10 protein-coding genes are annotated in these 14,076 nt (G+C 63.9%); all 10 read left to right on the top strand.

The features are described 5' to 3' along the window. Nucleotides 1–191 precede the first annotated feature (191 nt). The 10 genes from HMPREF2807_RS09855 (at nucleotide 192) to ftsZ (ending at nucleotide 14,075) form a co-directional block, all read left to right on the top strand. Nucleotides 192–2,060 carry a peptidoglycan D,D-transpeptidase FtsI family protein gene (locus HMPREF2807_RS09855; protein ID WP_049155442.1) on the top strand — a complete coding sequence of 623 codons (1,869 nt, stop codon included), beginning with the start codon at nucleotides 192–194 and terminating at the stop codon, nucleotides 2,058–2,060. A gap of 48 nt (nucleotides 2,061–2,108) precedes the next feature. Next, the gene (locus HMPREF2807_RS09860) at nucleotides 2,109–3,662 is read left to right on the top strand and encodes a UDP-N-acetylmuramoyl-L-alanyl-D-glutamate--2,6-diaminopimelate ligase (protein ID WP_049155248.1); all 1,554 of its coding nucleotides are present in this window, start codon (nucleotides 2,109–2,111) and stop codon (nucleotides 3,660–3,662) included. Then, on the top strand, nucleotides 3,659–5,194 hold the full coding sequence (murF, locus tag HMPREF2807_RS09865) for a UDP-N-acetylmuramoyl-tripeptide--D-alanyl-D-alanine ligase (RefSeq protein WP_049155250.1): 1,536 nt from the start codon (nucleotides 3,659–3,661) through the stop codon (nucleotides 5,192–5,194). The genes HMPREF2807_RS09860 and murF overlap by 4 nt, the downstream gene beginning before the upstream one ends. Nucleotides 5,195–5,217: 23 nt before the next feature. Beyond that, on the top strand, nucleotides 5,218–6,330 hold the full coding sequence (gene mraY / locus HMPREF2807_RS09870; RefSeq protein WP_049155252.1) for a phospho-N-acetylmuramoyl-pentapeptide-transferase: 1,113 nt from the start codon (nucleotides 5,218–5,220) through the stop codon (nucleotides 6,328–6,330). Then, nucleotides 6,327–7,718 carry a UDP-N-acetylmuramoyl-L-alanine--D-glutamate ligase gene (gene murD, locus HMPREF2807_RS09875; RefSeq protein ID WP_070512459.1) on the top strand — a complete coding sequence of 464 codons (1,392 nt, stop codon included), beginning with the start codon at nucleotides 6,327–6,329 and terminating at the stop codon, nucleotides 7,716–7,718. Before mraY ends, murD begins: the two co-directional genes overlap by 4 nt. Nucleotides 7,719–7,737: 19 nt before the next feature. Then, a complete protein-coding gene (locus tag HMPREF2807_RS09880) occupies nucleotides 7,738–9,207 on the top strand; it encodes an FtsW/RodA/SpoVE family cell cycle protein (protein ID WP_049155255.1) in 1,470 nt (489 codons plus the stop codon). A 29-nt stretch (nucleotides 9,208–9,236) separates the two neighbouring features. Then, nucleotides 9,237–10,322, top strand: a complete 1,086-nt coding sequence (gene murG / locus HMPREF2807_RS09885; protein WP_049155258.1) for an undecaprenyldiphospho-muramoylpentapeptide beta-N-acetylglucosaminyltransferase — start codon at nucleotides 9,237–9,239, stop codon at nucleotides 10,320–10,322. Nucleotides 10,323–10,361: 39 nt separating this feature from the next. Next, nucleotides 10,362–11,852 carry a UDP-N-acetylmuramate--L-alanine ligase gene (gene murC / locus HMPREF2807_RS09890; RefSeq protein WP_070512460.1) on the top strand — a complete coding sequence of 497 codons (1,491 nt, stop codon included), beginning with the start codon at nucleotides 10,362–10,364 and terminating at the stop codon, nucleotides 11,850–11,852. After that, a complete protein-coding gene (locus HMPREF2807_RS09895) occupies nucleotides 11,845–12,504 on the top strand; it encodes a cell division protein FtsQ/DivIB (protein WP_082254447.1) in 660 nt (219 codons plus the stop codon). The genes murC and HMPREF2807_RS09895 overlap by 8 nt, the downstream gene beginning before the upstream one ends. Nucleotides 12,505–12,710: 206 nt before the next feature. Continuing rightward, entirely contained in the window at nucleotides 12,711–14,075 is a 1,365-nt protein-coding gene (ftsZ, locus tag HMPREF2807_RS09900) for a cell division protein FtsZ (protein ID WP_049155264.1), read from the top strand. Nucleotide 14,076: the final 1 nt, after the last annotated feature.

Raw genomic sequence — 14,076 nt, forward strand, 5'->3', positions numbered from 1 at the left:
CAGAAAGGTGACGTGTGACCCCACCACACTCCGGTGGCCCGCGCCCGAGGCGCGCTTCCGCCGCCCGTGCCGCCCAACCGCGCGGTACCTCTCACCAACCACGGCAGCGTTACGACGCCGACCGCGTCGTTCCCGCGACCCGTTCACGGAATCCGCGCACCGGCAAGCCCTTCATGAGCCAGCAGAAGACGATGCGCCGTCGTGTACACGTCATCGCGGCTTTGCTGCTCGTGGTGATGCTGGCGTGGATGGGGCGCCTCGCGTGGGTCCAGATAGTGTGGGGACCTGACTTGGCGGCGAAGGCCGCTGCGCAGAGAACCCGCGTCTATGTCGATACGGCCGGGCGCGGCGAGATCCTCGCGCGCGACGGCCAGCGGTTGGCCTACACGATGCGCGCCCGATCCTTGACCGTGTCACCTACGCGCCTGCGAGATGAGCTCCGTGAACAGGAAGAGCAAAAGGCCGCCGGCGAGGCTCACTTTGAGTCGTTGGCACCCGATGCCAAAGAGGCTTTCCTCGACGACAAGGTGACAGAGCGGCTCACTGACATGTCGGAGGGCATCCCGAACAAACTGAAGGAAGCCGGCATCGATGCCGGGGACGTGGATTCGGAGCAAATCATGGACAAGCTCCGTGCCGATACTCAATATGAGGTCCTCGTGCGCAACGTCGATCCGGATGTCGCGGTGGCCATCTCCGAGGACTACCACGGTCTCGCCGCTGATGAGCAGCAGATCCGCCAGTACCCCAATGGTGCTATCGCAGAGAACGTCATCGGCAAGGTATCCATGGACGGCCAAGGCCAGTTCGGCTTTGAGGCCTCCGGCGATACCACACTGACGGGTATTGACGGCAGCTCCACCGAAGACGTTTCAGCCAGCGGTCAGGTCATTCCCGGTACCCTTCGCGATCAGGTGCCCACCACCGACGGCAAGAACGTCACGTTGACGCTCGATCTGGATCTGCAGACCTACGTTCAGCAGAAGCTGGAAAAGGCCAAGGCTAATTCGAAGGCAAAGAGCGCCGAGGCAGTCGTTCTGGATGCCGCCACGGGTCAGGTTCTGGCTATGGCGAATACCGGCACCATCGACCCGAACAAGGACATCGAAAAGCAGCTGGAGAAGGATAAGACCTTCGACAACCTCGCCGTATCCCACCCCTTTGAGCCGGGTTCGGTGGCAAAGATCATCACCGCCGCGGCAACCATTGAGGAGGGCCTCACCAACCCCGATGAGGTCCTCCAGGTTCCCGGCTCCATCGACATGGCTGGGGTGACTGTGAACGATGCCTGGCCGCACGGCGTTGAGCCCTACACCACGACGGGCGTCTTCGGTAAGTCATCGAACGTGGGAACGTTGATGTTGGCAGATCGTCTTGGCCAGGATAAATACGCTGACTACCTCAAGAAGTTCGGCCTCGGCCAGACTTCCGGCATTGAGCTGCCCAACGAGTCTCCAGGCCTCGTACCTGACCGTTCGCAGTGGTCCGGCGGTACCTTCGCTAACCTGCCCATCGGCCAGGGCCAGTCATGGACTGCCCTGCAGTTGGCCTCCATCTATCAGACCCTGGCCAACGACGGTGAGCGCATTGAGCCGCGCATCATTGATTCGATCACCGCGCCTGACGGGACTAAGGAAGAACTAGAGAAGCCCGAGACCACCCGCGTGGTCAGTCCCGAAACTGCGCGCACTGTCGTGGACATGTTCCGTGCGGTCTTCCAGGAGGATCCGCAGGGGCTGAACAACGGTACAGCCGGCAACGCGCAGATCGAGGGCTATCAGCTCTCCGGCAAGACTGGTACCGCGCAAAAGGTCGACGAGGAGACGGGAGCATACTCGAACTCCAAGTACTGGATCACGTTCGCGGGCATCGCGCCTGCCGACGATCCCCGCTTTGTCGTCGCAGTCATGCTGGACGAGCCCGAATCCGGTGTCAACGACGATGGCTCCGGCGGCCAGTCTGCAGCGCCTGTGTTCAGTGATATCGCATCCTGGCTGCTTGATCGTGACAATATTCCGCCTTCCCCACCAGCACCGCACCTGACCTTGCGTGCCGAATAGATAGCTCCGGCCGCGAATAACCTACAGAGATAGAGAAGAGGACGCACCGTGACCAGCAGCATCAGCCTTGATCGTTTAGCAGAAATTTCTTCGGGCACCGTGATCGGGGATGCCTCGACCACCGTGGGCTCCTGCGGACTAAACTCTGCAACCCTGCCACCTGGTGGACTCTTCGCTGCGCTTCCGGGAACGCGCGTTCATGGCGCACGCTATGCCGCAGACACCGCAGCAGCCGCGATTCTGACCGACCCGGAAGGCCAACGCATCCTTGCCGAAGCGGGAGAAACACGCCCACTTCTCGTGGTCGAGGATATCCGCGCCATCCTCGGACACGTTTCCGCGGAGATCTATGGGCACCCCACTGAAAAGCTCACCATTCTTGGCGTGACGGGTACGTCCGGTAAAACTACGACGAGTTACCTGCTGGAAGCGGGGCTTTTGCACGCGGGCTTGTCGGTGGGCCTGATCGGCACCACGGGCACTCGCATTAACCGGGAGCCGGTGCCTACCTCGCTGACGACTCCAGAGGCCCCCACATTGCAAGAGCTCTTCGCCCGCATGGTGGACGAAGGGGTAACGCACGTGGTCATGGAGGTGTCCTCTCACGCGCTTTCCCTGGGCCGCGTCCAGGGAACGCGCTTTGCCGTTGGCGGATTCACTAACTTGAGCCAGGACCACCTCGACTTCCACCCTACGATGGAGGATTACTTCGAGGCGAAGGCCATGCTTTTCGACGGTCCCCAGGCCGCCGACCGCTCCGTTGTTTGTGTCGACGACGAGTGGGGGCGACGCATGGCGCAGCGCGCCGCGGCGCGTCCGGTCATGACAGTGTCCACGAGCGCGGAGGCCACCGAGGCGGACATCACCGCCCGCCAACTCAGCACTGAGGCCACCGGCGCACAGCAGGTGGAGCTGACGGTGTCCACCGGAGAGCACGCTGGTTCCTATGAATTCCGGCTGCCCATGCCGGGCACTTTCAACATCGCCAATGCGGCCTTGGCCACCGGCATGGCCGCAGCCAGTGGCATCGAGCCGCGCGTCTTCTTGGAAGGCGTAGAAAAGGTGGCGGTTCCGGGCCGCATGGAGCGCATCGACCGCGGCCAGCAGTTTGTCGCCGTGGTCGATTATGCGCACAAGCCAGCTGCGGTCGCCGCGGTCCTCGATACCCTGCGTGCGCAGCTGGAAGGCAGCAGCGGCCGGATCGGCATTGTCGTCGGCGCGGGAGGTGACCGCGATTCTTCCAAGCGCCCGCTCATGGGGGCGGCTGCTGCGAAGGGCGCCGATATGGTCGTGATCACCGATGACAACCCCCGCACCGAGGACCCAGCAGCTATCCGCGCGGCAGTGCTCGCGGGAGCGCGCGAAGCGAACCCGGAGGCCGATATCCGGGAGGTCGGCTCCCGTGCCAAAGCCATCGACGAGGTCGTGGCGTGGGCACAGCCGGGCGATGCCGTCATCGTCGTCGGCAAGGGCCACGAAGTAGGACAGCTGATTGGTGATACCGTCCACCACTTCGACGACCGCGAAGAGATGGCGCGTGCACTTGATGCCGCGATGACAGCGACTACCCTGAGTACCGAAGAATCCAAGGAGCAAGCATGATTGCGTTAAGCCTCGCTGAGATAGCTCAGATCACGGGCGGCCGCCTGGATAGCGTCGACGAGCCAGAGACCCCAGTGACCGGCTTTGTTGAGTTCGATTCTCGCAAGGTCACTCCGGGTGGACTCTTCGTGGCACTGCCCGGAGCCCGCGTCGATGGCCACGATTACGCCCACACCGCGGTGGAGAAGGGAGCCGTCGCCGTCTTGGCTGCCCGGCCGGTGGGTGTACCCGCCATCGTCGTGGAGCCGCGCGGACGCGTAGAAGGTGACGGAGCCAACGCCGATATCTATGCCAACGATGTCGATGGCTCCGCCGCCGCCGTCGTCGAGGCGTTGTCCGCGCTGGCCCGCGCAGTAACGCAGCGGCTGGCGACAGAGCAGGATTTGACCATCGTGGGAGTGACGGGATCGGCGGGCAAGACCTCGACCAAGGACCTCATCGCCACCATCTTCCGCGAGGTGGGGGAGACCGTCGCCCCGCCCGGCTCCTTCAACAATGAAATTGGGCTTCCGTATACGGCTCTGCGCTGTGATGAGCACACGCGCTACCTCGTGGCGGAGATGTCGGCCCGCGGTATCGGGCACATCCGCCACCTCACCGAAATCACCGCTCCGCGCGTCGGCGTGGTCCTTAACGTCGGCTCCGCGCACCTCGGCGAGTTTGGCTCGCGCGAGAATATCGCGCAGGCCAAGGGAGAGCTGGTGGAGGCTCTGCCGAGCGCGGAAGCGGGCGGTGTGGCCGTCCTCAACGCCGACGATCCTTTCGTCGCCGCAATGGCGACGCGCACGGGGGCCAAAGTGGTGTACTACTCCACGGATAACCGCCGCGGCGGCGCGCCGGCGGCACAGTACTATGCCACCAACATCGAGCTCGATGACGTGGCCCGCCCCTCCTTTGTCCTCCACAGCCCCAACGCTGAGCCAGTTGCAGTGAAGCTGCAGGTATTTGGTTCCCACCAGGTGTCTAATGCACTGGCCGCGGCAGCCGCAGCCATCGAGCTGGGGGTATCGGCAGCCACGGTAGCGGCTGCGCTGTCTGGGCACCGCCTAGCCTCCGAGCACCGCATGGACGTGCGCACGCGCCGCGATGGCGTCACCATCATTGATGATTCCTACAACGCCAACCCGGATTCGATGCGCGCGGCGATTGCCGCCTTGGCCTATACCGCAGCAGCACGCCCCGATGCCCGCTCCATCGCGGTGCTTGGTGAGATGGGAGAGCTCGGCAGCGATGCCGAACAATCGCACCGCCAGCTCGGGGAGATATTGGCCAAATACCACGTGGAGCACCTCGTCGCGGTGGGGGAGAACCCCAACTGTCGGGCAATGACTGAGGCGGCTGCGCAGCAAGGTATAAATACAATGGTGTGCGCCGATGCCGCGGCTGCCGCTCGGGCGGTCGACGGCATTCTGCGCGCGGCCCCGGCAGGGGTCGATGATTGGGCTAGCCGTAGCGTTAAGGACGTGGTCTTGATTAAGGCCTCCAATGCCCAGCGCCTCTGGTTGGTCGCGGAGCAGCTGAACCACAGCTAGCCGCTAGAAAGGACTTCAAGCTCGTGACTCAGATCATCATCGCTGGTGCGGTTAGCTTCCTCGTGGCGATCTTTACCACCCCGGTTCTCATCCGATACTTTTCCGACTCCGGTCGCGGTCAAGAGATCCGCGAGGACGGACCCAAGTCCCACCTGCGGAAGCGGGGTACGCCGACGATGGGCGGCCTGGCTATTCTGGCCGGTATCTTGGTGGCTTATCTCGTGGTTGGTTTTTATGGAATGCTGACGGGCCACGGGGGGTTTACTGCTTCGGGTCTGCTCGTCCTCGGACTGACGCTGGGCTTGGGCGCGGTGGGATTTGCGGATGACTTCATCAAACTCTTCCGGAAGCGCAACCTAGGTCTCAACAAGACCGCGAAGCTGGTCAGCCAGCTGGTACTGGCCCTCCTCTTTGGCTTTCTTGTGCTGCGTTTCCCCAATGATGCGGGCCTGACTCCTGGCTCCACCAAGCTGTCGTTCATCCGCGATTTGAAAACTTTCGACTTTGCGGTTGGCGGCGTTGTGATCGGAACCATCGTGTTCTTGATCTTCATGTACTTCCTCATTGCGGCGTGGTCGAACGCGGTCAACCTCACCGACGGCCTCGACGGTCTTGCCGCAGGAGTGACGGCGATTGTCATGGGCTCCTACTCGCTGATGACCTTCTGGCAGTTCCGCTATTCCTGCGCCACCAACTTTGCGGCAGGCTGCTACCAGGTGCGCGATCCCCTCGATCTCGCCGTGCTCGCGGCGGCGGGCCTCGGTGCCTGCCTCGGCTTTTTATGGTGGAATGCCGCGCCCGCCAAGATCTTCATGGGAGACACCGGCTCCCTGGCGCTCGGCGGATTGGTTGCCGGCATTTCGGTCACCAGCCGTACCGAGCTTCTCATGGTGATTATCGGCGCCCTGTTCGTTATCGAGACGGTGTCCGTTGTCATTCAGATCGTGGTCTTCCATTCCACCGGCAAGCGCTTCTTCCGCATGGCCCCGATCCATCACCACTTTGAAAACGGCGGTTGGGCGGAGACTGCTGTGGTTGTCCGTTTCTGGTTGCTGGCCGCGATGGCGGCGATGGCCGGCGTGGCCATCTTCTACGGTGAATGGCTGACCTCCACAGGTATAGGTGTCGGCGCATGACGCGCCCCGACTTCCTCTCTGGCCGGGTCCTCATCGCCGGTGCCGGCGTTTCCGGCCGCGGCTGTGCTGCGGTCCTGGACCACCTAGGCGTGGACGTCACGGTGGCTGATGGAAACCAGGAATCCCGCGCTCGCCTCGCCGCCGAGCTCGACGTTGCCACCGTGGACACAGCAGCAGTAGACCTGTCGGATTACTCCCTCGTCGTGACCTCGCCGGGGTGGCGCCCGGATTCGCCGTTGCTCGCCGCCGCAGCTTCCCGCGGCCTTGAGGTCATCGGTGACGTGGAGCTGGCCTACCGCCTTGACCAGGCAGAGGTATTTGGGCCCTCCCGCCGCTGGCTCGCGATCACAGGTACCAACGGCAAGACCACAACGACGGGGATGCTCGCTGCCATCATGGCCGCTGACGAGCAGCGATCCGGGCAGCGCGCGCAGGCCGTAGGAAATATCGGGGTCTCGTCTTTTGATGCCCTGGCCGCCGAGCCCCGCGTGGATATCCTCGTCGCGGAACTGTCCTCGTTCCAGCTGCACTGGGCCTCCCAGCTGCGCCCGGATGTGGGAGCGCTGCTCAACCTCGCCGATGACCACCTCGATTGGCACGGCTCCTTCGAGGCCTACGCGGCGGATAAGGCGAAGATCTTGCGCGGCACGCACGCCGTTTATGGAAAGGACGACGAGCACGTTCGAGCGCTTGCCGCCTCTCTATCCAGCGCCACCGCCTTTACCCACGCCGAGCCCGCCCCGGGCGAAGTCGGCGTGAGCGCCGGCAGCCTCGTGGTCAATGAGGTCGCCGGACTGCACGCGGCAGTGGTGGAGGATGTCACCACCATCCAGCCCGCAGGTCTTGCTGGGGTGCTGGATGCCGCTGCTGCCGCGGCGGTTGCCGCGCTTGCCGGCGCTCAGCCTGAGTCCATCGCGGAGGGCCTCGACGCCTACGTGGTGGCCGGGCACCGCGGTGAGGTTGTCCACCGTCATGGTGGCGTGACCTACATCGACAATTCCAAGGCGACGAATCCGCACGCCGCGGAGGTGGCCATGCGTGGTCTTGACTCCGTGGTGTGGGTCGCCGGTGGTCAGCTCAAAGGCGCAGATGTCTCGGACCTCCTGCGTACCCACGCTGCGCGGCTGAAGGCGGCGGTTCTGGTGGGCGTCGACAAGCACGTGCTGGCCCAGGCCCTCGTCAAGGCGGCACCCCACGTGCCTCTCGTCATCGTGGACAGTCATGACCCGCAGATCGCTATGGACCAGGCCGTGAGCGCCGCCGTGCAACACGCCGAAGCCGGCGATACCGTACTTTTGGCGCCCGCTGCGGCATCGTTGGACATGTACACCGGAATGAGCCAACGCGGCGACATGTTTGCCGCCGCTGCCCGCCGCCTCGCCCGCTAGCTAGGAGCACCCAGAAGCCGTGACTGCCACCAGCACCCAGAAGCCACACCGCACGCTGGGCCACCGCCTGCGTGATCTTCGCGAGCGCCTGCGCGCCTACCCGGGGCTTGACTACCTGATGCTGCGCATCGCGATCTTCTCGCTCATCGGCATCGGCGTACTCATGGCCTTCTCTTCGTCGATGGCGACGTCCCTGTCGGAGACCGATAGCCCGTGGTCGGCCGCTTTGCGCCAGTGCGTGTTGGTCGCCGCCGGCCTCATCGTGTTCTGGATAGGCCTCCGCATATCGCCGCGCACGTTGCGGGCGCTCGTACCGTGGTTCTTGGGGCTATCCATCCTGCTGCTTATCCTCGTGCTTGTGCCCGGTATCGGTACCGGCCGCGCGGAGGTCGGTTCACAGTCGTGGATCATGTTGCCGGGCGGTGTGGCCTTCCAGCCCTCTGAGTTCGCTCGCGTCGCCGTGGGTATGTATGGCGCCTCAGCGCTGGCGGATAAAACACATCGTTCGATGCGCTTGACGGATCCGTTCATGATGTATTCCATCATCGCCGGCATCATGTTCGTGCTCATCGTGGCCCAAGGTGACTTGGGCATGGGCGTATCCTTCGCTCTCATCGTGGTCTTCACCCTCGTATTCGCCGGCGTGAACTGGCGTGTGCCCGTCGTCGTCGGCGTCTTTGGCGCCATCGGCATGATCACTGTTTTCCTGGCGGGTGGATTCCGTTCGCACCGTTTCCACACTTACTTTGATGCGCTGCGCGGCAACATTGAGGACACACAAGGTACCGGTTTCCAGGCTTATCAGGGCTTTCTTTCGCTTGCCGACGGCGGCTTCTGGGGCGTTGGCCTCGGCCAATCACGCGCCAAGTGGTTCTACCTCCCAGAAGCCAAGAACGACTTCGTCTTCGCCATTATCGGTGAGGAGCTAGGCCTCTGGGGCGGTGCGCTCGTCATCGTGCTTTTCGCCGTGCTGGGCTACTTTGGGTTGCGTACCGCAACCCGCGCGCAGGACCAGTTCCAGTCCTTGCTGGCCGCCACGCTGTCGGTGGGTGTTGTCGTGCAGGCCTTCATCAACATCGGCTACGTCATCGGTGTGCTGCCGGTGACGGGTATTCAGCTCCCGATGATTTCTGCGGGTGGTACGGCTGCGGTCATCACCATCGGCTCGATGGGCCTGCTGTGCAATGTGGCACGCCACGAGCCGCTGCAGGTGTCCGCGATGCAGAACTTTGGACGTCCGCTCTTTGACCGTATCTTCTTCATCCCAGAGCCGACCCCGCCCAACGAGCGGCGCGGCGGGGCGCACCGTGCCCCGCGCGAGCGCGCAGATGCTCGGCGTTCCCAGCGCCCATACCGCGAGCGCTCCCAACGCCACGTGGAACGCAGCCGTGAGGAACGTTTCGGGCGTGCGGTGACGGGGCGCTCTCAGCGGTCGCAGGCGCCGCGCGTGGAGGGGCGGCGGGAGTATCGGCGCGGCGAGCGCCGGTAGCGCAGTGCGGCGCTGGTAGCGTGTAGTGCATGAATGACACGCCGATTTCCGTCGTCATAGCAGGTGGCGGCACCGCCGGACACATTGAGCCCGCGCTTGCGGTGGGGGAGGAGCTACGCCAACGCCACGGGGCGCGGGTCACCGCCTTGGGTACGCCGCGGGGTCTGGAAAGCGATATCGTGCCGGCTCGCGGTGTCGATCTGCGCATGATCACTCCGGTTCCTGTCCCGCGAAAGATCAACATTGACGCGGTGAAACTGCCCTGGCGGATTCTCAAGTCCGTTCGGGAAACTCGCGCGGTGCTTAAGGACGTCGGGGCCAACGCTGTGTTTGGCACCGGTGGTTACGTTGCGGCGCCGGCTTACCTGGCGGCGAAGTCTTTGGGCATTCCGTTCTTCGTTCTCGAGACGAATGCCTTGGCCGGTATGGCTAATAAGCTGGGCGTGCGTCTTGGCGGCACGGGAATCAACGCCCAAGAGGGTTCTGGCATGCCGGGCGAGGTCCTGGGCATTCCGGTTCGCCCGGGCTTGGCCGAGGACCCGGATGGTACGAAGGCCGCTGCTGCGCGCCAGAATTGGGACTTGGATGAAGGCCGCCCGACCATCGTGGTTACCGGCGGTTCGCAGGGAGCGGTGAGCATTAACACCGCCGTCGCCGGTGCGCTCGAGGATCTGTGCCGAGACTTCCAGGTGCTGCACGCCTACGGCAAGAAGAACACGGTGCCGACTGAGCACGAGCACTACACGGCCGTGCCCTATATCGATGACATGGCCGGCGCGCTCGCCGTTGCTGATGTGATGGTCTGCCGCTCCGGCGCGATGACCGTGGCTGAGGTGTCTGCGGCCGGCCTGCCCGCTATCTATGTGCCACTGCCGCACGGCAACGGCGAGCAAGCGTTGAACTCCCGGGCTCTGGTGGAAGCGGGAGCCGCGGTCCAGATACCGGACGCGGAGCTTACTCCGGGGCGCCTTGTCGCCGAAGTTCGCGCTATCCTTGACCATCCCGACGCCCTTTCGGCCATGCGTGCTGCTGCTGACGCCAGCACTGCCGGCGATGCCGCCGCGGTGATCGCTGACCGAATCGCGCACCGCGTCGCCGCCGACACCCGCGGCTAGGCGCACAGTACAGGTTTATTAAAGAAGGAAATTTTCACCATGACTGATACCCCCGCCACCACGGACCTGTCCCGCGTCCACTTTGTCGGCATCGGCGGTTCCGGAATGTCCGGCCTCGCGCGCATCCTGGTTAGCCGTGGCGCGGTCGTCACCGGCTCGGACGTTAAGAAGTCGACGGCCGTTGACGTCCTCCGCGCGATGGGTGCGCACGTCGCCGTCGGCCACGTGGCTGAGAACCTCGATCTGGCTGGGGACAAGCCGACGGTAGTCGTCACCTCCTTCGCCGCCATCCCGCAGGACAACCCGGAGCTGGTTGCGGCACGGGAAGCCGGGATTCTAGTGATCCGTCGCTCGGACCTGCTGGCTGAGCTCATGGAAGGCCACCGTCAGGTGCTGCTCGCCGGCACGCACGGAAAGACCTCGACGACCTCTATGGCGGTCACCGCGCTCCAGCAGGCGGGGATGGATCCTTCCTTCGCCATCGGCGGGCAACTCAACCGAGCTGGGACCAACGCGCACGGCGGCACTGGCGACGCCTTCGTGGCAGAAGCCGATGAATCCGATGCCTCCCTCCTGCGCTACAGCCCCTTCGTGGCAGTCATCACCAACATCGAGCCTGATCACCTCGACTATTTCGGCACGGCAGAGAGCTACTATCGGGTCTTTGATGATTTCGCCGACCGCGTGGTTGAGGGCGGCTACCTCGTCGTGTGCCTCGAGGATGAGCATGCGGCCGCCACGGGTGAGCGGGCGGCTCAGCGCGGGATTCAGGTGCTGGGCTACGGCACGCGCAGCGAGGTAGCCGCGGATTCTTCCGTGCCGCTGGCAGCGGAGATCCTAGAAGAAACCGTCTCCGCCGCCGGCGCGCACGTCCGCGTTCGCCTGACCTTGCCGGGTCAGGCGCCACAGGAGCTGTCCTATGACCTGCATGTCCCAGGCCATCACATGGTGCTCAACTCGGCGGCGGCCCTGCTGGCCGGTGCGCTGGCTGGCGGAGACCCGGCGGAACTGGCTGCAGGCTTGACCGACTTTACGGGTGTGCGCCGCCGCTTCGAGTACCGCGGCAGCGCCCAGGGGATCCGCGTCTTCGATGACTATGCCCACCATCCCACGGAGGTGTCTGCGGTGCTCACCGCAGCGCGCGCGAAGGCGGACGCCGAGGGCGAGGGTGCGCGCGTGATCGCTTGCTTCCAGCCGCACCTGTACTCCCGGACCATGGAGTTTGACGCCGAGTTTGCTCAGGCCTTGGCGCTTGCCGACGCCGCCGTCGTCCTCGACATCTACGGCGCCCGCGAGAAGCCGGTAGAAGGAATTACCTCCCGCATTATCACCGACAAGATGCCCGAAGACATGCCGGTCATTTTCGAGCCGGATTTCTCTGAGGCTGCCGGCGACGTCATTTCCCTGGCGCAGCCCGGAGATATCGTCCTTACCATCGGCGCGGGAACTGTTACCTACGTGGCGGGTGAAATCTTGTCGGCGCTTGAGAATGCGAGCGGCGCGGAGGAACCGAAGGAACCGAATGTCTAAAAAGACTGGGGCGCTCGCGCTAGGCGCGGTGCTTCTCGTAGTGGCGGTTGCTGCCGCGGCGGTGTGGCTTTTTCCCATCCTGAAGGTGACATCCTTCGAAGTCGTGGGAAATGATCACGTTGAGGCAGAGGAGGTCGAGCAGGCCAGTGGCGTCGTGAAGGGCTCTAATTTGGCGCGGCTGGATGCGCGCGAAGCCGCGCACGGCGTGGCCTCCCTGCCGTGGGTAGAGAGCGCGACGGTGTCGCGGGCCTTCCCGTCAACCGTCCACATCGAGCTCGTCGAGCACGAGGCGGTAGCTTATGTACGACAGGGCGATAGGACGATTTTGGTGGACAACCACGGTAAGGAATTCGTGGAGGACGAAGCGCCACCCGAAGCCGTAGAGCTGACAGGGCACACCGACTCCGGTTCGCCTGAGATGCAGGGGGCTGTCGACGCCGTCGCTGCGCTCCCCGCGCCGATTCGGGAGAAGGTCGCGGCCCTCGAAATTAAGGACCGGTATTCGCTGACCTTCCGCACGGAGGATGACAAAACCATCTTTTGGGGTGCGTCGGAAGACAACGCGAACAAGGCCATTGCTTTTGAGGATGTGCTCAAGCTCGAGGGCGATTCTTGGAACATTTCGAACCCGTCGCTGGTGACTCGTCGCTAAGCGCGTCGCGAGTGGGGCGGGTGGGACGCCTGTTAAGAAAACCGCATGTCAGCAACCCTAAAGTAGAGGTTGAGGGTACCGACACGCGGCAAAATGTGCGCCGAAATTACCCCGTTGTCGTTAAAGATGGATGTAACCGCCTCTCAGAAAAAGGGGCGCCTCCTCGTTTACATTAAAACCTTATTCGAAAGGCAAGAGACCCTCGTATGATCTCATCTAGCAACAACCTCGCGGACATCAAGGTCGTCGGCGTCGGCGGCGGTGGTGTCAACGCTGTCAACCGCATGATCGAAGAAGGGCTCAAGGGAGTCCAGTTCGTGGCGATCAACACCGATTCCCAGGCGCTGATTTTCTCCGATGCGGATACCAAGCTCGACATCGGTCGCGAGGCCACCCGCGGCCTCGGCGCCGGCGCCAACCCTGAGGTAGGCAAGACCTCCGCGGAGGATCACAAGACCGAAATTGAAGACGCCCTCCAGGGCTCCGACATGGTCTTTGTTACGGCTGGCGAGGGCGGCGGTACCGGTACCGGCGCCGCTCCGGTGGTCGCCTCCATCGCGAAGAAGATGGGTGCCCTGACCGTCGGTGTCGTTACCCGCCCGTTCAAGTTCGAGGGCGCGCGCCGCACCCGCCAGGCCATGGCCGGCATTGAGGAGCTGCGCGAGGTCTGCGATACCCTCATCGTTATCCCGAATGATCGCCTCATGCAGCTGGGCGGCGAGGAGCTGTCCATCGTCGAAGCCTTCCGCGCCGCCGATGAAGTCCTGCACAACGGTGTGCAGGGTATTACCAACCTGATCACCATCCCGGGCATGATCAACGTCGACTTTGCGGACGTTCGCTCCGTCATGTCCGACGCTGGTTCCGCCCTCATGGGCATCGGCTTTGCCCGCGGCGATAACCGCGCGCTCAACGCCGCCGAGCAGGCTATTAACTCTCCGCTGCTGGAGTCGACCATGGAGGGCGCCAAGGGCGTTCTGCTGTCTATCGCCGGTGGCTCTGACTTGGGCCTCCACGAGGTCAATGCCGCTGCCTCCATGGTGGAGGAGCGCGCCGACGAGGACGCCAACATCATCTTCGGCACCATCATCGATGACAACCTTGGTGACGAAGTCCGCGTCACCATCATCGCCACCGGCTTCGATGCTCAGGCCAACATGACCTCCCAGCCGGCACAGCCTGGCCAGACGCAGCAACACGGTGCGGAGGCTACCCCGGCTGCACGTCCGGGTTCCCTCTTCGAGCACCGCGCTGAGGCACAGCCTGAGAGCCCCGCCGCGCCCCGCACCGAGGCCCCGCGCGAGGAGTACACCCGCGCAGAACCGCAGCGCGCTGACTCCCAGCGCATTGAGCGTGAAGAGTACGCCCCGCGTCACTCCTACGAGCGCGAGCAGCCGGCAGAGCCGGCCCCGTCGAGCGGACTATTTACCACCTCGGATCGCTTCCGCGGTGAGGACTACCGCCGCGGCGGCGATGATGAGTACCGTCTCTCGCGCCCCACGGAGCGTCGAGGTCGTGACTTCGACGATGACGGCGATGACGATCTCGACGTGCCATCCTTCATGCGCTAGT

Source organism: Corynebacterium sp. HMSC074A09 (assembly GCF_001811545.1).
Classification (GTDB): domain Bacteria; phylum Actinomycetota; class Actinomycetes; order Mycobacteriales; family Mycobacteriaceae; genus Corynebacterium; species Corynebacterium hiratae.

Excerpts from the sequence above, each read along its gene's own strand:
- murC (WP_070512460.1), top strand. The coding sequence starts at position 10,362 with ATGACTGATACCCCCGCCACCACGGACCTGTCCCGCGTCCACTTTGTC.
- ftsZ (WP_049155264.1), top strand. The coding sequence starts at position 12,711 with ATGATCTCATCTAGCAACAACCTCGCGGACATCAAGGTCGTCGGCGTC.
- HMPREF2807_RS09855 (WP_049155442.1), top strand. The coding sequence starts at position 192 with ATGCGCCGTCGTGTACACGTCATCGCGGCTTTGCTGCTCGTGGTGATG.
- murF (WP_049155250.1), top strand. The coding sequence starts at position 3,659 with ATGATTGCGTTAAGCCTCGCTGAGATAGCTCAGATCACGGGCGGCCGC.
- murG (WP_049155258.1), top strand. The coding sequence starts at position 9,237 with ATGAATGACACGCCGATTTCCGTCGTCATAGCAGGTGGCGGCACCGCC.
- murD (WP_070512459.1), top strand. The coding sequence starts at position 6,327 with ATGACGCGCCCCGACTTCCTCTCTGGCCGGGTCCTCATCGCCGGTGCC.
- HMPREF2807_RS09895 (WP_082254447.1), top strand. The coding sequence starts at position 11,845 with ATGTCTAAAAAGACTGGGGCGCTCGCGCTAGGCGCGGTGCTTCTCGTA.